The 19,311-nt window shown below is 72.6% G+C and carries 18 protein-coding genes; 8 read left to right on the top strand and 10 right to left on the bottom strand.

The window, feature by feature from the left end; translation table 11 throughout:
* The first annotated feature begins 120 nt into the window (after positions 1-120).
* A complete protein-coding gene (locus LG396_RS00055) occupies positions 121-1,521 on the top strand; it encodes a M18 family aminopeptidase (RefSeq protein ID WP_225793087.1) in 1,401 nt (466 codons plus the stop codon).
* 88 nt (positions 1,522-1,609) lie between these two features.
* Here LG396_RS00055 and LG396_RS00060 read toward each other — a convergent pair whose 3' ends face one another.
* Entirely contained in the window at positions 1,610-2,008 is a 399-nt protein-coding gene (locus tag LG396_RS00060) for a hypothetical protein (RefSeq protein ID WP_225793088.1), read from the bottom strand.
* 136 nt (positions 2,009-2,144) lie between these two features.
* Complete coding sequence (locus LG396_RS00065; RefSeq protein WP_225793089.1) at positions 2,145-2,915, bottom strand: hypothetical protein; 771 nt, start codon at positions 2,913-2,915, stop codon at positions 2,145-2,147.
* A gap of 70 nt (positions 2,916-2,985) precedes the next feature.
* Here LG396_RS00065 and LG396_RS00070 point away from each other — a divergent pair, with 70 nt between their 5' ends.
* On the top strand, positions 2,986-3,543 hold the full coding sequence (locus tag LG396_RS00070; protein WP_225793090.1) for an ArsR/SmtB family transcription factor: 558 nt from the start codon (positions 2,986-2,988) through the stop codon (positions 3,541-3,543).
* Positions 3,544-3,617: 74 nt separating this feature from the next.
* Here LG396_RS00070 and LG396_RS00075 read toward each other — a convergent pair whose 3' ends face one another.
* Both LG396_RS00075 and LG396_RS00080 read right to left on the bottom strand, forming a co-directional pair.
* Positions 3,618-5,474 carry an NHL domain-containing thioredoxin family protein gene (locus LG396_RS00075; RefSeq protein WP_225793091.1) on the bottom strand — a complete coding sequence of 619 codons (1,857 nt, stop codon included), beginning with the start codon at positions 5,472-5,474 and terminating at the stop codon, positions 3,618-3,620.
* A gap of 76 nt (positions 5,475-5,550) precedes the next feature.
* On the bottom strand, positions 5,551-6,333 hold the full coding sequence (locus LG396_RS00080) for a carbon-nitrogen family hydrolase (RefSeq protein ID WP_130456574.1): 783 nt from the start codon (positions 6,331-6,333) through the stop codon (positions 5,551-5,553).
* A 132-nt stretch (positions 6,334-6,465) separates the two neighbouring features.
* Here LG396_RS00080 and LG396_RS00085 point away from each other — a divergent pair, with 132 nt between their 5' ends.
* The 4 genes from LG396_RS00085 (at position 6,466) to LG396_RS00100 (ending at position 10,104) form a co-directional block, all read left to right on the top strand.
* Positions 6,466-7,290, top strand: coding sequence for a maleylpyruvate isomerase family mycothiol-dependent enzyme (locus LG396_RS00085; protein WP_130456573.1), 825 nt, complete (start codon positions 6,466-6,468; stop codon positions 7,288-7,290).
* A gap of 95 nt (positions 7,291-7,385) precedes the next feature.
* Complete coding sequence (locus LG396_RS00090; RefSeq protein WP_037746010.1) at positions 7,386-8,504, top strand: rod shape-determining protein; 1,119 nt, start codon at positions 7,386-7,388, stop codon at positions 8,502-8,504.
* Positions 8,505-8,620: 116 nt separating this feature from the next.
* Positions 8,621-9,217, top strand: coding sequence for a TetR/AcrR family transcriptional regulator (locus LG396_RS00095; protein ID WP_225793092.1), 597 nt, complete (start codon positions 8,621-8,623; stop codon positions 9,215-9,217).
* A 155-nt stretch (positions 9,218-9,372) separates the two neighbouring features.
* Entirely contained in the window at positions 9,373-10,104 is a 732-nt protein-coding gene (locus LG396_RS00100; protein WP_225793093.1) for an SDR family NAD(P)-dependent oxidoreductase, read from the top strand.
* Between the two features lie 31 nt (positions 10,105-10,135).
* Here LG396_RS00100 and LG396_RS00105 read toward each other — a convergent pair whose 3' ends face one another.
* The 5 genes from LG396_RS00105 to pdhA all read right to left on the bottom strand — a co-directional run bounded on the left by LG396_RS00105 (position 10,136) and on the right by pdhA (position 16,408).
* Entirely contained in the window at positions 10,136-11,467 is a 1,332-nt protein-coding gene (locus tag LG396_RS00105) for an MFS transporter (RefSeq protein WP_225793094.1), read from the bottom strand.
* Positions 11,464-12,126 (bottom strand): GntR family transcriptional regulator, encoded by a 663-nt coding sequence (locus LG396_RS00110; protein ID WP_018840749.1) that lies wholly within the window; start codon positions 12,124-12,126, stop codon positions 11,464-11,466. Before LG396_RS00110 ends, LG396_RS00105 begins: the two co-directional genes overlap by 4 nt.
* A gap of 139 nt (positions 12,127-12,265) precedes the next feature.
* The gene (locus tag LG396_RS00115; protein ID WP_225793601.1) at positions 12,266-13,957 is read right to left on the bottom strand and encodes a dihydrolipoamide acetyltransferase family protein; all 1,692 of its coding nucleotides are present in this window, start codon (positions 13,955-13,957) and stop codon (positions 12,266-12,268) included.
* Positions 13,958-13,979: 22 nt separating this feature from the next.
* Entirely contained in the window at positions 13,980-14,960 is a 981-nt protein-coding gene (locus LG396_RS00120) for an alpha-ketoacid dehydrogenase subunit beta (protein ID WP_037745997.1), read from the bottom strand.
* 2 nt (positions 14,961-14,962) lie between these two features.
* Positions 14,963-16,408 (bottom strand): pyruvate dehydrogenase (acetyl-transferring) E1 component subunit alpha, encoded by a 1,446-nt coding sequence (gene pdhA, locus LG396_RS00125; RefSeq protein WP_225793095.1) that lies wholly within the window; start codon positions 16,406-16,408, stop codon positions 14,963-14,965.
* A gap of 353 nt (positions 16,409-16,761) precedes the next feature.
* On the opposite strand from pdhA, the gene LG396_RS00130 reads away from it, so the two are divergent.
* Positions 16,762-17,448 carry a response regulator gene (locus LG396_RS00130; RefSeq protein WP_225793096.1) on the top strand — a complete coding sequence of 229 codons (687 nt, stop codon included), beginning with the start codon at positions 16,762-16,764 and terminating at the stop codon, positions 17,446-17,448.
* A 56-nt stretch (positions 17,449-17,504) separates the two neighbouring features.
* Here LG396_RS00130 and LG396_RS00135 read toward each other — a convergent pair whose 3' ends face one another.
* Positions 17,505-18,728, bottom strand: coding sequence for an RNA-guided endonuclease InsQ/TnpB family protein (locus LG396_RS00135; protein WP_225793097.1), 1,224 nt, complete (start codon positions 18,726-18,728; stop codon positions 17,505-17,507).
* A 25-nt stretch (positions 18,729-18,753) separates the two neighbouring features.
* Here LG396_RS00135 and tnpA point away from each other — a divergent pair, with 25 nt between their 5' ends.
* Positions 18,754-19,170, top strand: coding sequence for an IS200/IS605 family transposase (tnpA, locus tag LG396_RS00140; RefSeq protein WP_225793602.1), 417 nt, complete (start codon positions 18,754-18,756; stop codon positions 19,168-19,170).
* The last annotated feature ends 141 nt before the right edge of the window (positions 19,171-19,311 follow it).

Below are 19,311 nucleotides of genomic sequence, written 5' to 3' on the forward strand. Positions count from 1 at the left end.
CGTGCGGACGGCCGGTGCCTCAGTGGCAACAGGCGACGCGCACCCGGAAGAACGTAAGACAACGATTCGGCAAAGGCAATGGCTCGATTCCGCTTCTCACTCACGTCTTAGGCTTGGCTCATGACCTCTGCTTCTCCGCCCCGGTTCGACCGCAGCCACACCGACGACCTCGCCGGGTACCTCACCGCCTCCCCCACGCCGTACCACGCCGTGGCGGAGGCCGCCCGGCGGCTGGAGAAGGCCGGGTTCACCCAGCTCCGGGAGACCGACGCCTGGGACGCCACGGCCGGCGGCCGCTACGTGCTGCGCGGCGGTGCGCTCATCGCCTGGTACGTGCCCGAGGGCAGCGCCCCCGAGACGCCGTTCCACATCGTCGGCGCCCACACGGACTCCCCCAACCTGCGGGTCAAGCCGGTGCCGGACACCGGCTCGCACGGCTGGCGGCAGATCGCGGTCGAGGTCTACGGCGGGCCGCTGCTGAACAGCTGGCTGGACCGGGACCTGGGGCTGGCGGGCCGGCTGACGCTGCGGCCGGGCGCGACGGACGCGGGCGCGGGCGCGGGGACGGACGCGGGCGCGGGCGCGGGGACGGACGCGGACCCGGGTGCCGGCGGCGGCCGGGGGCCGGGCGGTGGGGAGGTGCGGCTGGTCAACGTCGACCGGCCGCTGCTGCGCGTACCCCAGCTCGCCATCCACCTCGACCGGGGCGTCGTCTCCGAGGGCCTGAAGCTCGACAAGCAGCGCCACGCGACGCCGATCTGGGGCCTCGGCCCCGTACGCGAGGGCGACCTCGTCGACTTCCTGGCCGCGGAGGCCGGGGTCGCGCCGGACGACATCATCGGCTGGGACCTGATGGCGCACAGCGTCGAACCCCCCGCCTACCTCGGCCGCGACCGCGAACTGCTCGCGGGCCCGCGCATGGACAACCTCCTCTCCGTGCACGCCGGCGTCGCCGCCCTCACCGCCGCGGCGGCTGCCGGCACCCCGCCGACCACGATCCCCGTGCTGGCCGCCTTCGACCACGAGGAGACCGGCAGCCAGTCCGACACCGGCGCGGAGGGCCCCCTCCTCGGCACCGTCCTGCGCCGCACCGTCGCCGCCCGCGGCGGCTCGTACGACGACACCGCGCGCGCCCTGGCCGGCTCCGTCTGCCTCTCCTCCGACACCGGCCACGCCGTGCACCCGAACTACCCCGAGCGGCACGAGCCGGGCCACCACCCGATGCCGAACGCGGGCCCGATCCTCAAGGTCAACGTCAACCAGCGCTACGCCACGGACGGCACCGGCCGCGGGATCCTCGCCACCGCCTGCGAGCGGGCCGGCGTGCCGTGGCAGACGTTCGTCTCGAACAACGCGATGCCCTGCGGCACGACCATCGGCCCCATCACGGCGGCCCGCCACGGGATCACGACCGTGGACATCGGGGTGGCCATCCTCTCGATGCACTCGGCGCGGGAGCTGTGCGGCGCGGAGGACCCGCACCTGCTGGCCGCCGCGCTGGCGGCGTTCCTGACGGAGTGAGCCGGCCGGCCTCCTTTCCCGGGTTGCGGACCACCGCGGGTCGGGCCGGCAGCGTGCCGTCGGCCCGCCCGCTGCGGCAGTCGCCGGTCTACTCGACGGGGACCGTCATTCCGACGCCGATCACCTCGTCGTCGCAGACGACCCTCACCGGGACCGCGGTGAAGTCGTCGATGGTGACGTCCTGGTAGTCGTACTCGAACGGAGTCGTTCCCGGAGGGGTGATCCTGGCGTCCAGGTGGTCCGGCGGCGGAAGCTGCCCGACGTAGATCAGGCAGCGGGCGTGGGGATCGTAGAAGCCGTCGTTGAACTGGCCGTTCATCCGTACCGTGGAGGCGTCGGTCTGGACGAACGTCACCCGGCCGCCGAGCATGTCGGCGTAGGTGACGTCGCCGACGTCGGCTTGGGCCGGGGAAGCCCCTGTCAGGACGGTCCCGGCCAGGGCAACCGCAGCCGCGGTGGCCGAGATCACGGATCGAAGCCTGCGCATCAGTGCACCTTCTGTTCCGTCGTGGGCCTCCCCGCATGGGAGGCACCCTCAGACCTGTGCAACGGCGCGGACCACAGTTCGTGATCATGCCGAACGAGTGAAGATCGACTAGGTGCCGGATGCCGCAAGCAGGGCGTTACGCGTACGGCCTGATGGCCACCGTGGCGTCGAGTTCGAGCCGGTTCTCCCCCGCCGGGGCCGGCAGGTCCAGCAGCCGGTCCAGGACCGGGCCGGCCAGGCGTCCGCAGCCGCCGGTGCGCGGGGCGGCGAACTCCGTGTCCGCGGCGGCGAAGGAAACCATCAGCGGGTCCTGGGATATGACCTCCGTGGGGCGGGTGTCCTTCAGGACGAGGTGGACCGGCTCCGCGGCCGCCCCGCCTATGGAGCAGCCCTCCGGCAGCAGCGGGCCGCCGACCGCGAGGGTCAGGTCCAGCTCGCCGCGGCGCGCGTCGTCGGCTTCGAAGTCGCTGTAGCCCCCGTACTGCGGCGTGAGCGTCAGCGGCGTGCCCCCCACCCGTATCGGCTCGGCCGTCATCTCGCCGAACACCTGCGCATACGCGCCGTCGACCCGGCCCTCCGCGAACGTCAGCGTCATCGGCCGGTCGATGGGCTCGTCCACTCCGCCGACCCGCAGCCGCCCCGTCGCGTGCATCACCTCGCAGCGCCAGGTCCCGGGGTCGGCACCCTCGGGCAGCTCGGCCACCGCCGGGCAGGCACCGAAGTCGAACCCGGACCCGGGCGGGCCGGGCGCCGCAGAGGCGGAGGCAGGGGCGGAGGCAGAGGCGGGGGCGGCGCCGGCGGTGAGGACGGCGAGCAGGGCGGTGAGCGCGGTCGCCGCGGTGGCCGCGGTCGCGGTGAGGCGGGCAGCGGCCGTTCCGTACGACCTGCGGTTCCAGTTCTTGGTCATGGCGGCAGCATTACAGAGATTCCTCTGCAAAGAAACCTCTGCAGAGGAACCTGTGGATAAACTGGCGGCCATGACGGACGAGAGGCGCAAGGTCAGCAGCCCGGAAGCGCTCAAAGCGCTCGCGCACCCGCTGCGGCTGCGCATCCTGCGCCACCTCTCGGTGCACGGCCCGGCGACGTCGACGACGCTCGCGGCGGCGCTGGACGAGAACACCGGAACGCTCAGCTACCACCTGCGCATGCTGGAGCGCGGCGGCCTCATCGAGGACATCCCGGAGCGGTCGGCGGGCCGCGAACGCTGGTGGCGCGGCGTACCGGGACTGGACATCCGCCGCCCGCCGATGGACGACGTCACAGCGGGGGAGCGGGCGGTGATAGCGGAACTGGACCGGCTGCGCGGGGCGGAGGACCTGGAGCTGGCGCGGCGGTTCGCGGCGGGGCAGCAGGAGGAGACGGAGGAGGGGTGGCTGCGGGGGTCACGCGGACTGAGCCACCTGACGAAGGAGCAGCTCGACGCCTTCCACGACGACTACCTGAAGCTCCTGGCCAAGTACCGCCACACCCCGGAGAACGCGGCCCCGGGCGCGCGGCCGGTCCACCTCCGCTGGTTCGGCATCCCGGCGGACTAGGCGGCGGGCTCCCCGGGGAGCCGGTCGGCGAGGGCGTGGACCGCCGCCAGGACGGTCGCGAAGCCCTCGGTCAGCTACGCTCCCTCGTCCAGCCCCGCCAGGATCAGCGGCAGCCGCTTCGTCCCCGACTCCGTGACGCGGATCGGTACGCCCCAGTCCTGCTGGTGGACGTGGCACGCCGGGTACTCCACCGACGGGTCGTCGTCGCAGCTCGCCGCCATCGCCGAGACGTGCAGCACGCCCTCCGCCGGGCCGTCCGGCGACAGCGTCACCTCCCGGGTCAGGTCCGTGCCCTGGCCCTCGCCGGCCGCGAGCAGCGACGGCGGGGTGGCGCTCACCAGGAGGCGCGTGGCGGGGCCGTAGCGGGTGTCGAGTTTCTGGCCCGGCGGCGGGCGGAAGACCACGTCCAGCGACAGGTTGCCCGGCGCCACGTCCGTCGCCGCCCGCTGCGTGCGGTGCGCCACCGGCGGCACGCGGACCGCCTCCTCCGGCAGCCGGAGGCGGGTCAGGCGGTGGCGGGCGGACTCGACGACCACGATCTCGTCGCCGTCCACCACCGCGTCCGACGGCTCCCGCAGGTCCGTCGCCAGGGTGGTCACCTCGCCGGTGGCCGGGTCGTAGCGGCGCAGGGCGTGGTTGTACGTGTCCGAGACGGCCACCGAGCCGTCCGGCAGCGCCGTGACGCCCAACGGGTGCTGGAGCAGCGCCTCGCCTGCCGGACCGTCGCGGTGGCCGAAGTCGAAGAGCCCGGTGCCGACCGCCGTGTGCACCCGCGGCGCCCGCTCCGGCGAGCCGCCCGGCTCCAGCCAGCGCAGCGCCGACGTCTCCGAGTCCGCGATCCACAGCCGCCCGGCCGCCGCCGCGAGACCCGACGGCTGCGCGAACCACGCCTCGTCGGCGGGACCGTCGAGCAGCCCCTCGTTCGTCGTGCCGGCCGCCGCCCGCACCGCGCCGGTCTCCGGGTCGTACGTCCACAGCTGGTGGACGCCCGCCATCGCGATCCACAGCCGCCCGTCGAACCACGCCACGTCCCACGGCGACGACAGGTCGACCTCCCGCCCCGGCCCCGACGTGGGTGAGCCCTGCCACCACTGCCGCCCGGTCCCCGCCAGCGTCGTCACCGACCCGGTGGCGAGGTCGACGGCCCTGACCGCGTGGTTCACGGTGTCCGCCACCGCGACCGGACCGGCCTCCTGCCCCAGCCCTGCCACCGCCCCCGGCGGCAGCAGCGCCAGCCCCTGCGGCTCGTTGAAGCGCGGGGCCGCGCCGTCCGCGAACCCCCGCTCCCCGGTCCCGATCGTCCGCACCACCGTCTCGCCGTCCGGCGCCAGCTCCACCAGCCGGTGCCGCGTCGTGTCCGAGACGAGCAGGTTGCCCGACGGCAGCCGCAGCGCCTTCCCGGGGAACCGCAGATGCGTCGCCACCGGCTCCGGCGGCACGTACGGGCCGTCGCCCCGCCGCAGCGTGCCCTTCTCCGCGTGCTCCGCCTCCAGCTCCGCGACCAGCCGCTCGATGGCGTGTACGTGCCCCTCCCCCGCGTGCTGCGCGACGACGTACCCCTCCGGGTCGATCACCACCAGCGTCGGCCACGCCCGCACCGCGTACTGCTTCCACGTCGCCAGCTCCGGGTCGTCCAGCACCGGGTGGTGCACGCCGTAGCGCTCGACCGCGTCCACGACGGCCGCGTGCTCCGCCTCGTGCACGAACTTCGGCGAGTGCACGCCGACGACGACCACCGTGTCCCGGTGCTTCTCCTCCAGCTCGCGCAACTCGTCCAGGACGTGCAGGCAGTTGATGCAGCAGAACGTCCAGAAATCGAGGATCACGACGCGGCCGCGCAGCGCGGCGAGGCTCAGCTCCGCCCCGCCGGTGTTCAGCCAGCCGCCCCTGCCGACCAGCTCGGGAGCCCGGACCCGGGCACGTTTCGCCATGAGCAGAGCCAACCACACCGCCGCCGCGGCCATTCCCGGGCGCCGCGCCCCGCCGGGCAGCAGGCTGCGCCCCGCCCTACGGGCGGCCCAGCACCCGGTCCCGCAGCGCCGGGAACTCCTCCCGCGTCCGCGCCACCCGCGCCGGATCCAGCTCCGCCCGCAGGACCTCCTCGTCCTCGCCCGCCTCCGCGAGGATCTCGCCCCACGGGTCCACGATCATGCTGTGGCCCGCCTGCGCCACCCCGCCGGTCGTCCCCGCCGTGCCGCAGGCCAGGACGTACGCCTGATTCTCCACCGCCCGCGCCTGCGCCAGCAGCCGCCAGTGCGCGCGGCGCTTCGCGGGCCAGCCGGCCGGCAGGACGAAGGTCTGCGCGCCCTCGTCGGCCAGCGCCCGGAACAGCTCGGGGAAGCGCAGGTCGTAGCAGGTGGCGAGGCCCACGACGGTGTCGGCGAGGGGCGCGGTGACGACCTCGTCGCCCGCGCCCATGAGGACCGCCTCGCCGCGGTCGAAGCCGAAGCGGTGGATCTTGCGGTACGTACGCGCCAGCTCGCCGTCGGGCGCGTAGAGCAGGCTCGTGTTGAACAGCGTCCCCGCGGCGTCCCGCTCCACGACCGACCCCGCGTGCAGCCACACGCCCGCGTCCCGGGCCGCCGCCGCCATCGCCGCCGCCGTGGGCCCGTCGAGGGTCTCCGCCGCGGCCTCGAAGCCGTCGAACGCGAACGCCCCCACGTGCCACAGCTCCGGCAGCACCACCAGCCCGGAGCGCTCCTCGGCGCGTACGAGCGCCGCGGCCCGGGCCCGTCGGCTTTCGACACCTTCATCCGGATCCACCCGGAACTGGATCAGGGAAGCGCGCACCTTACCACCACCTCGAAGCCCAAGTCGTCTGCCTCACCGCATAATCGTCGCCCGAAAGCACTGCCGGGGCACCCGTGCGCAGCGTAACTTAGGGCCTGCCTGCATCTCGCGAACGATCCCGTAAGGGGTAGTGTGACCGTCCACTCCAGCCTCCAGCCGTCCATCGATGCCTGGGCCCACTCGGCCGAGGCCATATCCGAACTCGTGGCACCGCTCTCCGAGGGGGAGTGGAGCGGGCGAAGCGGGCTGCCGGGGTGGTCCGTACGGGATGTCGTCTCCCACATCATCGGCGCGGAGTGCGAGGCACTCGGCGACCCGCGGCCCATCCACAACCTGCCCGCCGACCTCGTGCACATCACGGGCGAGAAGGCGCGCTACGTCGAGGTGCAGGTCGACACCCGCCGCCACCACACCGCGCCGGAGATGACCGCCGACCTCGAGTACACGCTGATCCGCCGCCGGCGCCAGCTCCGCGACGACAAGCGGTCGCCGGACGCAAAGGTGCGCGGGGCGTTCGGCAGCGAGATGACGGTCGCCGAGCTGACGCACTACCGCGCCTTCGACATCTGGGTGCACGAGCAGGACATCCGCCGCGCGCTCGGCAAGCCGGGGAACCTCGACTCGCCCGGCGCCCACATCGCGCGGGACGAGCTGCTGGCGCGGCTGCCGCGGGTGGTGGCCGAGGACGCGGGGGCGCGGCCGGGGTCGATCGTGGTGGTGGACGTGACGGGCCCGCTGGAGTTCATGCGCACGGTGCGGGTCGGGGAGGACGGCCGCGGGTCCATCGACGGCAGCGTCTCGCTCGGGCCGACGGTGACGCTGACGACGGACTGGGAGACGTACCTGCGGCTGGCGACGGGCCGGCTGCGGGCGGCAGCGGCGGCGGACCGGGTGAAGGTGGAGGGCGACCCGAAGCTGGCGGAGGCGGTCCTGCGGCACTTCACGGTGACGGACTGACAGATGACGGATGCCCTCACCCGTAAGGGGGCAGTCCTCATCCGACCGGCACAGCCCGGCGGGCGCCCCGCGCCCGGCCACCCCAGGCTGATCATGTGAGCATCAGCCAGGAACAGCTTCTCCGTTGCAGCGTCGCCGTCGACATCGGGGCCTCCCGCACCCGCGTCTACCTCAAGGGCATCGGCCTCGTCGTGGACGAGCCGAGCGCCGTCGCCATCAACTCCCGTACCGGCGCCCTGGTGGCCGTCGGCGGGCAGGCCGAGGCGATGACCGGGCGCACCCCCGCACACATCCAGGTCGCCCGGCCCGTGGGGCCGAACGGCATCACCGACATCGAGATGGCCCAGCGCATGCTGCGCCACCTCATCCACGCCAGGGTCCGCAGATCCTGGCGCTTCCACCCGGCGCTGCGGGCCGCGGCGTGCACCCCGCACGACGCCGAGCCGCTGACGCAGCGCGCCATGATCGACACGCTGGCGGGACTCGGCGCGAAGCGGGTCGTCCTCGTCGACACCCTCATCGCCACTGCGGTGGGCTGCGGGCTGCCGGTGCCGGCGGCGGAGGGCACGCTGATCGTGGTGTGCGGTACGGCGATGACGCAGATCGCGGTGCTGTCGCTGGGGAACGTCGTCGCCGCCGAGAAGGTGCCGGTCGGCGGGCAGGCGGTGGACCGGGCGCTGGTGGAGCACCTGCGCATCAACCACGAGGTGATGCTGCGCAGCCACACCGTCGGCCAGGTGCACCGCGAGCTGTCGCTCGCCGGCGCGCAGGGCGCGGTGGCGCTGGAGGTGCTGGGCCGCGACGTGGTCTCGGGCCGCCCGCGTACGGTGCAGGTCGACCCGGCGGCGGTGGGACAGGCCGCGGGGGTGCCGATGCTGGCGGTGCTGGACGGGATCCGCTCGGTGCTGCGGCGCTGCCCGCCGGACCTGGTGGCGGACATCGGGGACCGCGGGATCGTGCTGGCGGGCGAGAGCGCGACGATGCCGGGCCTGGAGACGATGCTGCGTACGTCGGTAGGCCTGCCCGTGCACATCGCGGAACGCCCGGACGTGGCGGCCGTGGTGGGCCTCGGCTCCATGATCGAGAAGGGGGCGCCGCCGGAGTCCGTCCCCGACGCGACCTCGGGCCCGGCGGGCTTCCCGGAGGCCACGCCGACCTCGGCCCCGCAGGCCGGCCAGGCAGCCGACGTACCCACGGAGGTCGCGACCGACTAGGGCACGTACGCGGCCCTCCGGCAGCGGTTCTCGGCCGGCCTCTGCCCGAGCCGCCCAGGCACCCGCGGCCGGAGTCCATTATGGCCCGTACGGTCCAGAACTTGTAGGGTGCGGGTATGCCGCGACCTCGTGAGTTCGATGAGAATCGAGTGCTCCTCGCCGTCCGTGACGAGTTCTGGGACAAGGGCTACGCGGCCACATCGATGGACGACCTGCTGCGCGTGAGCGGGCTGGGCAAGGGCAGCCTCTACGGCGCGTTCGGGGACAAGCGCAGCCTGTTCCTGCGGGTGCTGCGCGACTACGACGACGCGAACCTGCTGGCGCTGCGCGAGCGCCTGGCTTCCGCGGGGCGGGGGATCGACGTGGTGCGCGAGTTCGTACTCGGCCTGACCGGCGATCCGAGCGGGGCAGTCGCGCGTCGGGGTTGCCTGCTGGCCAACAGCAACGCCGAGCTTGCCGCCAGCACGCCGGACGTCGCAGCCGAGGCCCGCCGCAGCTACGACGCGATCGCCACCGTCCTCACCGCGGCGCTGGAGCGCGCCCGGAGCGAAGGCGACCTCGCCCCCGACGTCGACCCTTCCGAGACCGCCCGCGCGGCCCTCGTCGCGCAGCTCGGCCTCATCACCCTCGGGCGCACCGGCATGGACGTCGGCGCGCTCACCGCGGTGGCCCGGTCCACCCTGGCGCGGTTGCTGCCCGCGCCGGTGCAGTAGCAGCAGCGCACCGCGGACCCGTACCGCCACCGCCTGCAACCGGCTTCGAACCCTGGAACGCGCCCTGGAGCCCGCTGCCCGATCATTCTTGACTGTTCGGTCCATATCGGGGATGGTTATGGACGTAGCAGTCCACAACTGTGAGGGGAGGCGGCATGGCCGTCTTGGAAGGCAAGGTCGCCGTGGTCACCGGGGCCGGCACCGGCATCGGGTTCGCGACCGCGCGCGCATTCCGCGACGAGGGGGCCACGGTGTTCCTCACCGGTCGCCGCAAAGACGTGCTCGACGCCGCGGTCGCCGAACTCGGCCCCGTGACCGGCGTCGTCTGCGATGCTTCTGATCCCGCAGCGCTCGATGCCCTCTACGGCACCGTGCGCGACCGGGCCGGACGCATCGACGTGCTGGTCGCCAACGCCGGCATCGGCATCGCGGCGCCGTTCGGCGAGGTGACGGAAGAGCTGATCGACTCCGTGTTCGCCACCAACGTCAAGGGAACGATCTTCACTCTCCAGCAGGCGCTGCCGCTGCTCAGCGAGAACGCTTCGGTGATCCTGACGGGTTCGACCGCCGCGACCCGGCCCGACCCGGGACTCGAGGTCTATGGGGCGTCGAAGGCCGCAGTCCGCGCGCTCGCCCGCGGCTGGGCTCGCAGCGCGCGCTCACACGGCTTCCGGGTCAACGTCGTATCCCCGGGCGGTACACGCACCCCCGGGCTGCTGGAGCTGGTCGCACCCGAGATGCTGAAGCAGGCCGAAGGCGCCGTTCCCCTCGGCCGGCTCGCCGAGCCCGAGGAGATCGCCGCCGTGACGACGTTCCTCGCCTCGGACGCGTCGAGCTACGTCAACGGTGCCGAGTTCTTCGCCGACGGTGGATACGCGCAGGTATGACCGCTCGCGTGCGCGCCGGTTCAGGTGTGCCTCACGCCGGTACGTGCACGGCCGAGACGCGGCTCGCCACCAGGCGTTCGCGTTCGCGGCGGTGGGCTCGTCCGCGCAGGCGCAGTATCTGGGTCGTGCCCAGGATCTGCAGGACGAAGATGCTCGCGAACGCGATGCCGTAGTTGTCGTCCGTGGCGTCCAGCAGCAGGCCCACCGCCAGCAGCGTCGTCATGGACGCCGTGAAGCCGCCCATGTTGACGATGCCGGACGCCGTACCCAGCCGCTCCGGCGGGTTCGCCGGGCGGGCGAAGTCGAAGCCGATCATCGACGCGGGACCGCATGCGCCCAGGACGCAGCACAGCACCACCAGCAGCCACCCCGGCGCATGCGCCCCCGGCCAGCTCAGCACCGTGCCCCACACCACCGCCGTCACCGCCACCGTGCCCAGCGCGAGCGGCAGCCTCGCCGCGTGGTGCCGGGCGACGAGCTGGCCGTAGACGAGGCCGACCGCCATGTTGGACAGCACCAGCAGCGTCAGCAGTTGGCCGGCCTCCGCGCGGCTCGCGCCCTGGGCCTCGACGAGGAACGGCAGCCCCCAGAGCAGCAGGAAGATCATCGCCGGGAACTGGGTGGTGAAGTGCACCCAGAAGCCCAGCCGGGTGCCCGGCTCGCGCCAGGCGGCGGTTATCTGCGCGCGGATGCCGCCGCCGTGGTGGTCCTCGGGGGGCGGCGGGACGTAGTCCCGGGGCTGGTCGCGCAGGAAGAGCAGGACGAGGACGAACATGACCGCGCCGGCCACCGCGCTGCCCGCGAACGTCGGGGTCCAGCCGAACTCCTGGAGCATGCGGGAGAGCAGGAGCGTCGAGACCAGGTTGCCCGCCATCCCGACGAGCCCCGCGAGCTGCGCTATCAGCGGCCCGCGGCGGGCGGGGAACCAGCGCGCGCCGAGCCGCAGGATGCTGATGAACGTCATCGCGTCGCCGCAGCCGAGGAGCGCGCGGGAGGCGAGGGCCGCGCCGTACGTGTCGGAGAGCGCGAAGCCGAACTGCCCCGCCGTGTACAGCACGATGCCCATGGCCAGCACCCGGCGGGTGCCGAGCCGGTCGACGAGCAGGCCGACGGGGATCTGCATCCCGGCGTAGACGAGGAGTTGGAGGATGGAGAAGCCCGACAGGGCGGAGGCGCCGACGTCGAAGCGCTCGGCGGCGTCGATGCCGGCGACGCCCAGGCTCGTCCGGTACGTGACGGCGACGAAGTAGACGGCGACGCCGACGCCCCAGACGGCGACGGCCGTCAGGCCGCCGCGCGGGTCGCCGGGCAGGCCGCGGGCGCCGTCGGCGGCGCCCGCGCCCCCCGCACGGACGGCGGTCACCGCAGGTCCCCGCGGAGCAGGTCCCGTACGGAGGCGACGTGGCCGTGCACCGCGGCGGCGGCCGCGTCGGCGCTGCCGCTGCGCAGCGCCTGGAGGATCTCGGCGTGCTCGGTGAGCGAGCGGTGCATGCGGCCGGGCTGGGCGTTCATGAGCGCGACGCCCATGCGGAGCTGGCGGTCGCGGAGTTGGTCGTAGAGGCGGACGAGGATGTCGTTGCCGGCGTTGCGGACGATCGTGGCGTGGAAGCAGCGGTCGGTGACGGACGCGGCGGCGCGGTCGTCGGCCTCGACGTGCCGGCGCTGCTCCTCCAGCAGCTCTTCGAGCCGGGTGAGCAGCGCGTCGGGCGCGGGTACGGACCGGCGGGCCGCGTGCTCCTCGACGAGCATCCGGGTCTCGACGACGTCGGCGATCTCCTGCGCGGAGACGGGCAGGACGAACGCGCCCTTCTTCGGGTACAGCTCCAGCAGCCCCTCGGCCTGCAGCCGCAGCAGCGCCTCGCGCACGGGCGTGCGGGAGACGCCGACGGCGTCGGCCAGCTCGCCCTCGGTGAGCATCGTGCCGCCCTCGTAACGCCGCTCCAGCACACCTTGTTTGACGTGGGCGTAGACGCGGTCGGCGGCGGGCGCGGGCTTGGCCGGGGCGGCGGGGCTCGGGGGCATGCGCACAGCATAGATACAACACGTATGCGTACGCCGCGGCCGTCCGCGATACGGACAGGGGCGCGCGGGTGCGTACGCACGCGGACGCCCCCGGCGCCCGTCTGACGGGGCCGGGGGCGTGCGCGTGCGGGGTGAGGTGTCAGCCCCAGGTGAGCAGCCGCTTCGGCCGCTCCAGGACCGCCGCGACGTCCGCGAGCACCTTCGAGCCCAACTCCCCGTCGACCAGCCGGTGGTCGAAGGAGAGCGCGAGCGTCGTCACGTGCCGCGGCTTGACCTTCCCGTTGTGCACCCACGGCTGCAGCTTGATCGCGCCGAAGGCGAGGATCGCCGGCTCACCGGGGTTGAGGATCGGCGTACCGGTGTCGATGCCGAAGACGCCGACGTTGGTGATCGTCACCGAGCCGTTCTGCATCGCCTCCGGCGTCGTCCTGCCCTCGCGGGCGGTGGCGACCAGCCCGGCCAGCTCGGTGGCCAGCTCGGGGAGCGACCTGGCGTGCGCGTCCTTGATGTTCGGCACGATCAGGCCGCGGGGGGTGGCCGCGGCGATGCCGAGGTTCACGTAGTGCCTGCGGACGATCTCCTGACGGTCCTCGTCCCAGGCGGAGTTGACCTCGGGGTTGCGCCGGATCGCCAGCAGGAGGGCCTTGGCGACGATCAGCAGCGGGTTGATCCGCAGCCCGGCAAGATCGGGGTCCTCCTTCAGCTCCCGTACGAGCTTCATCGTGCGGGTGACGTCGACGGTGACGAACTCCGTGACGTGCGGCGCGGTGAAGGCGCTCGCGACCATCGCCTGGGCGGTGGCCTTGCGGACGCCCTTGATGGGGATCCGGGTCTCGCGGGCGTCGGCGGCCGGCTCGGGAGCGGTGGCCGCGGAGACGGGCGCGGGTTGCGGCGCCGGCTGTACGGGCTGCGCCGGCGCTGCCGCCGGCTCGGCCGGTACGGGGGCCACGGCGGCGTGGACGTCGTCGCGGGTGATGACGCCGCCGTCGCCGGTGGGCACGACGGCGGCCAGGTCGACGCCGAGGTCCTTGGCGAGCTTGCGCACGGGCGGCTTGGCCAGGACGCGACCACCTGCGGTACCGCCTGCGGCGGGCGCGGCGGGTGCCGCGGCGGCGCCGCGCGCTCCCGGGACGCCGCCGAAGCCGCCTGCGGCGGCGGGCCCGCCGGACGGAGCGGAGGTGCCGTGGCCGGTGCCGGGGGCCGCGGTCCCGCCGGGCGCCTGCGGCGCCTCGGGTGCCGGGGCCCGGCCGTTCAGCTCGCCCTGGATCGCCGCGGACGCCGCTGCCGTCTCGGCGCCGGGCTGCGGCCTGCGCGGCCGGCGCTTCGTCGAGCTCTGCGCCACGCCGTAGCCGACGAGCACCGGCTCCCGCTTGGGAGCGGCCCCGCCAGTACCGGTGCCCGGCTCACCCGGCTGCGCCGCGGGCGCGGACCCGGCCGCCGCGCCGCCGCCCGATGCGGCGGAGCCGCCGCCTTCAGCGCCGTACGAGGTCTCGGCGGCCGGAGCCGCCGGGCTCCCGCCCGGTGCGGGTTCCGCGGTGGCCGGGGTTTCCGTCCCACCGGGTCCGGGGCCGGCCCCGGGCTCCGTGTCGACGGCGATGATCGTCGTCCCCACGTCGACCGTGTCGCCCTCGGCGAAGCGGATCTCCTGCACCACCCCGTCGTACGGGATCGGCAGTTCGACCGCCGCCTTCGCGGTCTCCACCTCGCACACCACCATGCCGTCGTGCACGGCGTCGCCCGGCTGGACGAACCACTTGAGGATCTCCGCCTCCGTCAGGCCCTCGCCCACGTCGGGCAGCCTGAACTCGCGGAGGCGCGCGGTGTTGCTCATGGTCACGGACACGCTCCCTACTTCAGTACGCAAGCGCGCGGTCGACGGCATCGAGCACCCGGTCCAGGTTGGGGAGGTACTCCTCCTCCAGCCTCGCGGGCGGGTACGGCGCGTGGAAGCCGCCGACGCGGAGCACCGGGGCCTCCAGATGGTAGAAGCACCGCTCGGTGATGCGCGCGGCGATCTCCCCGCCGGAGCCGTAGAACACCGGGGCCTCGTGCACGACGACCAGCCTGCCCGTCTTCTCCACCGAGCGCTGCACGGCGTCGAAGTCGATCGGCGACATCGACCGAAGGTCCAGGACCTCCAGCGACGTGCCCTCCTCGGCCGCCGCCGCGGCGACCTCCAGACAGGTCTTCACCATCGGCCCGTACGCGGCGAGCGTGAGGTCCGTGCCCTCCCGGGCGACCCGCGCCTCGTGCAGCGGCCCGGGGATGGCGGAGGTGTTGACCTCGCCCTTGTCCCAGTAGCGCCGCTTGGGCTCGAAGAAGATCACCGGGTCGTCGCTGTGGATGGCCTGCTGGAGCATCCAGTAGGCGTCCGCGGGCGTCGAGGGCGAGACGCACTTCAGCCCCGCCACGTGCGCGAAGAGCGCCTCCGGCGACTCGCTGTGGTGCTCGACCGCGCCGATGCCGCCGCCGTAGGGGATCCGGATGACGACCGGCAGCTTGACCGTGCCCAGCGCCCGCGCGTGCATCTTCGCGAGCTGCGTGACGATCTGGTCGTACGCGGGGAAGACGAACCCGTCGAACTGGATCTCCACCACCGGCCGGTACCCGCGCAGCGCCAGCCCGATCGCGGTGCCGACGATGCCGGACTCGGCGAGCGGCGAGTCGATGACCCGGTCCTCGCCGAAGTCCTTCTGCAGCCCGTCGGTGACGCGGAAGACGCCGCCGAGCTTGCCGACGTCCTCGCCGATGACGAGCACCTTGGCGTCGTCCTCCATGGCCGTGCGCAGCGACGCGTTGATCGCCTTGGCCAGTGCCATCTTCTCGACAGCCATGGTCAGTGCCCCTTCCCGGCGGCGGCGCCCGCCTCGTCGGCGAAGTCCGCGGGGTCCGCGAAGGATGCCTGGTACGCCGCGTACTGCGTGCGTTCCTCGTCCACGACGGAGTGCCCGTCGGCGTAGATGTTCTCGAACATGGCCATCGGGTCCGGGTCCGCCATGGTCCTGATGGACTCGCGGACCCGCTTGGCCAGCGCGTCGCTCTCCTCGTCGAGGCCGGCGAAGAACGCCTCGTCGGCGAGGCCCTCCCGCTCCAGCAGGGTGCGCAGCCGCAGGATCGGGTCCTTGGCCTCCCAGGCGGCGCGCTCGTCGTCGGCGCGGTAGCGGGTGGGGTCGTCGGAGGTGGTGTGGGCGCCCATGCGGTACGTGTACGCCTCGATCAGCATCGGGCCCTGGCCGGAGCGGGCGTGCTCCAGCGCCTTGCGGGTGACGGCGAGCACGGCCAGTACGTCGTTGCCGTCGACGCGGACGCCGGGGAAGCCGTAGCCGGCGGCGCGCTGGTAGAGCGGGACGCGGGTCTGGCGCTCGGTGGGCTCGGAGATGGCCCACTGGTTGTTCTGGCAGAAGAAGACGACCGGGGCGTAGTAGACGGCGGCGAAAGTGAACGCCTCGGCGACGTCGCCCTGGCTGGAGGCGCCGTCGCCGAAGTAGGCCACGACGGCGGAGTCGGCGCCGTCCTTGGCGACGCCCATGGCGTAGCCGGTGGCGTGCAGCGTCTGGGAGCCGATGACGATCGTGTAGAGCTGGAAGTTGTTGCTGTTGGGGTCCCAGCCGCCGTTGTTCACGCCGCGGAACATGCCGAGCAGCAGCGTCGGGTCCACGCCGCGGCACCAGGCGACGCCGTGTTCCCGGTACGTGGGGAAGACGTAGTCGTCCTCGCGGGTCGCCCGGCCGGAGCCGACCTGGGCGGCCTCCTGGCCGAGCAGCGAGGGCCACAGGCCCAGCTCGCCCTGGCGCTGGAGGGTGACGGCCTCGGCGTCGAAGCGGCGGGTGAGGACCATGTCGCGGTAGAGGGCGCGCAGCTCCTCGGGGCTCGGGTCGACGGCGTAGTCGGGGTGCTCGACGCGCTCACCCGCGGGGGTGAGGAGCTGGACCAGCTCGGTGGCGTCGGCGCCGTCGCCCTGCGGCAGGGGCCGGGACCCGACGGGCACCTTCTCGGCGGCCTTGGCCGCCTTGGCGGCCTTGGCCGTCTTCGCCGTCTTCGCCGCCTTGGCGGGCTTCGCGGCCGTCTTCTTCGCGGCCGCCTTCTTGGCGGGCGCCGCCGTCTTCTTGGCGGCGGCCTTCTTCGCAGGCGCCTTCTTGGCCGGCGTCTTCCTGGCCGCTGCCTTCTTCGCGGGCGCCCCGGGCGTCTCGGGCGCCGACGTCGCGGCCGCGCTCCCGCCGTCGCTCCCGCTGGTGCGCTTGCTGCTGCGGCGCGGGTCGCGCGCGGCAGTGCTCTCGGTCACGGTCTCTCCTGACGTCTCTCCGGCCCCCGGGATCGCCGGTGGCCTTCATCCCTCCGCGGCAGCGGAGGGCGGCTCACCCGATTCCCATACGTGCACGGGGTGGGTGCACCGATGGGGGTCGGGGGTGACAGGCGCCCGGCATCCTTCCCACTGGCAGGCACGTTACACAGTGGTCCGCTGCTTCGCGAAGCGGTCCTGACCTGCGGTTTTGCTTTGATTTCCTAGTAACGCAGGAGCCGGCTCGCCTCGTCGGCATCAGGTCCACTGGTCACAGCCTCGCAGGCTGCCGGGACACTGGCACGTTATCCCGGCGGCCCCGAGCGCGGGAAGACCCAGTATGTGAGACTGGGACAGTGGCCATAGATGGAAAAATCACCGTATTCCTACTCGATGACCATGAAGTGGTCCGTCGGGGGGTACACGAGATGCTTCAGGCCGAGCCGGACATCGAGGTCGTCGGCGAGGCCGGCACCGCCGCCGACGCGCTCGTCCGCATCCCCGCGGTACGGCCCGACGTGGCCGTGCTCGACGTCCGGCTGCCCGACGGCAGCGGCGTCGAGGTCTGCCGGGAGATCCGCTCCCGGGACGAGGGCATCAAATGCCTCATGCTCACCTCCTTCGCCGACGACGAGGCCCTCTTCGACGCGATCATGGCGGGTGCCTCCGGGTACGTGCTGAAGGCCATCCGCGGCAACGAGCTGCTGACCGCCGTACGGGACGTCGCCGCCGGCAAGTCGCTGCTCGACCCGGTCGCGACGGCGCGGGTGCTGGAGCGGCTGCGCGACGGGGGGCGCGGCCGGGAGGACGAGCGGCTGGCCGGGCTGACGGACCAGGAGCGAAGGATCCTCGACCTGATCGGCGAGGGGCTGACGAACCGGGCCATCGGCGAGCGGCTGCACCTCGCCGAGAAGACGATCAAGAACTACGTGTCCAGCCTGCTGTCGAAGCTGAACATGGAGCGCAGGTCGCAGGCGGCCGCGTACGTCGCCCGCCGCCAGGCGGAGCAGGGCGGCAGCGGGGACCGCAACCGGGAGGGTTGACTTGCACCTCGGGCTGAAGCCCGAGGATTCTGGCCTTCCGTTCCGTTGCCGTGCCGCTACGCGGCACGGGCTTGGGTCGGGAATCCATGGCTTCCTGTTTCTTCGCGCTGTGCCAGAACGGGTTCTGGTCTTATCGGCGCTCCGCAGGCCGATACCGCCAGTCCGGCGGCCGTCTTCACGTTGATCGCGGCATTGACATCCCGGTCGTGGACCGCGCCGCAGGCGGCACACGTCCACTCCCGGACATCGAGGGGCTTGGGTCCGTCCTGAACGCCACAGGTGGAACAGATCTGGGAGGTCGGCTCGAACCGGCCGATCTTCACCAGGGTGCGTCCGTACCGCTCCGCCTTGTACTGGAGCATGTTGATGAACGATGACCATCCGGCGTCGTGTACGGACTTGGCCAGCTTGGTGCGTGCCAGTCCCACCGCGGACAGGTCTTCCACGGCGATCCCTTGGTTCTCGGAGATCAGCTGGGTGGAGAGCTGGTGGTGGAACTCGTGGCGCGCGTCGGTGACCCTGGCGTGGGCGCGGGCAACCTTGCGGCGGGCCTTCTCCCGGTTCCTGGATCCCTTCTGTGTGCGGGACAGTTTCCGCTGGGACTTCTTCAGCTTCTTTTCCGCGCGGCGCAGGAACCTGGGGGAGTCGATCTTCGTGCCGTCGGACAGGACGGCGAAATGCGTCAGGCCCAGGTCGATGCCGATGGCCTGGTCGGTGTCGGGCATCCGGGCGGCATCGGTGGCGGGGTCGGTGTCAACGACGAAGGACGCGAAGAACCTGCCGGCCGCGTCCTTGATGACGGTGACCGAGGTGGGGGCGGCGGGCAGGGTACGGGACCACTTCACCTGCACCGGACCGATCTTCGGCAGGTTCAGCCGGCCGCTGTCGGTGATGTTCCAGCGGGCGTTGGCGGTGAACCGGATCGACTGCCGGGTGTCCTTGCGGGACTTGAAGCGCGGGGCGCCCACCTTGGGGCCCTTGCGGGTGCCCTTGAGGGAGGCGAAGAAGTTGCGGTATGCGGTCTCGACGTCGCGCAGGGACTGCTGGAGGACGACCGCGGAGACCTCTCCCAGCCAGGAGCGTGGGGTGGTCTGCTTCGCTTGGGTGATCAGGCGGGTGGACAGCTCGCCGATCTTCGGGAACGGCTGCTGGGCCTTGCGGGCGTCTTCGCGGGCACGCACCGCGTCGTTGAACACGACGCGGGCGCACCCGAATGCCTTCGCCAACGCCCTCTGCTGGCCGGAGTTCGGGTACAGCCTGAAGGCGTACCGGAGCTGCATGACCGTCACGATACATATGTGGGTTATGGGCGAGATGCAGAAGATCAGAACTGGTCGGCTCTGTACTTTCATGATGCATGTGCATGTGGTCTTCGTGACCAAGTTCCGGCACAGAGTGTTCACCAATGCCCACTTGAGGCGCATGGAGGAGATCATGCGATCCGTGTGCACGGACTTCGAGTGCGAGCTGGTGGAGTTCAACGGCGAGGACAACCACGTCCATCTCCTGGTGAACTTCCCGCCCAAGGTCGCCGTGACCAAGCTGGTCAACTCCCTCAAGGGCGTCTCCTCACGCCGCCTGCGCCAGGAGTTTCCCGACCTCGCACGCCACTACTGGCGGGCCAACAAGCTGTGGTCCGGCTCCTACTTCGCCAAAACCATCGGCGGCGCCCCGCTCACCGTGGTCAGGCAGTACATCGAGCAGCAGAACCGGCCGGTATGAGCGATCCCCAGCTCCGCCGGAGCAGGCCGTCATGACGCTTCACGCCATGAGTGACCAATGTGCCATCTCCGGCTCCGCCGGAACAGAAACGGCGACACTCCGCGTCGCCACCATCAGATTCGCTCCACCCCCGGCGTGAAC

The sequence above is a fragment of the Streptomyces aculeolatus genome (assembly GCF_020400605.1).
GTDB lineage: Bacteria > Actinomycetota > Actinomycetes > Streptomycetales > Streptomycetaceae > Streptomyces > Streptomyces aculeolatus.

Coding starts and splice junctions, on each gene's coding strand:
- LG396_RS00115 (WP_225793601.1), bottom strand. CDS start 13,957: ATGAGCAACACCGCGCGCCTCCGCGAGTTCAGGCTGCCCGACGTGGGC.
- tnpA (WP_225793602.1), top strand. CDS start 18,754: ATGGGCGAGATGCAGAAGATCAGAACTGGTCGGCTCTGTACTTTCATG.
- LG396_RS00100 (WP_225793093.1), top strand. CDS start 9,373: ATGGCCGTCTTGGAAGGCAAGGTCGCCGTGGTCACCGGGGCCGGCACC.
- LG396_RS00065 (WP_225793089.1), bottom strand. CDS start 2,915: ATGACCAAGAACTGGAACCGCAGGTCGTACGGAACGGCCGCTGCCCGC.
- LG396_RS00120 (WP_037745997.1), bottom strand. CDS start 14,960: ATGGCTGTCGAGAAGATGGCACTGGCCAAGGCGATCAACGCGTCGCTG.
- LG396_RS00135 (WP_225793097.1), bottom strand. CDS start 18,728: ATGCAGCTCCGGTACGCCTTCAGGCTGTACCCGAACTCCGGCCAGCAG.
- LG396_RS00095 (WP_225793092.1), top strand. CDS start 8,621: ATGCCGCGACCTCGTGAGTTCGATGAGAATCGAGTGCTCCTCGCCGTC.
- LG396_RS00070 (WP_225793090.1), top strand. CDS start 2,986: ATGACGGACGAGAGGCGCAAGGTCAGCAGCCCGGAAGCGCTCAAAGCG.
- LG396_RS00110 (WP_018840749.1), bottom strand. CDS start 12,126: ATGCCCCCGAGCCCCGCCGCCCCGGCCAAGCCCGCGCCCGCCGCCGAC.
- LG396_RS00055 (WP_225793087.1), top strand. CDS start 121: ATGACCTCTGCTTCTCCGCCCCGGTTCGACCGCAGCCACACCGACGAC.
- LG396_RS00075 (WP_225793091.1), bottom strand. CDS start 5,474: ATGGCGAAACGTGCCCGGGTCCGGGCTCCCGAGCTGGTCGGCAGGGGC.
- LG396_RS00060 (WP_225793088.1), bottom strand. CDS start 2,008: ATGCGCAGGCTTCGATCCGTGATCTCGGCCACCGCGGCTGCGGTTGCC.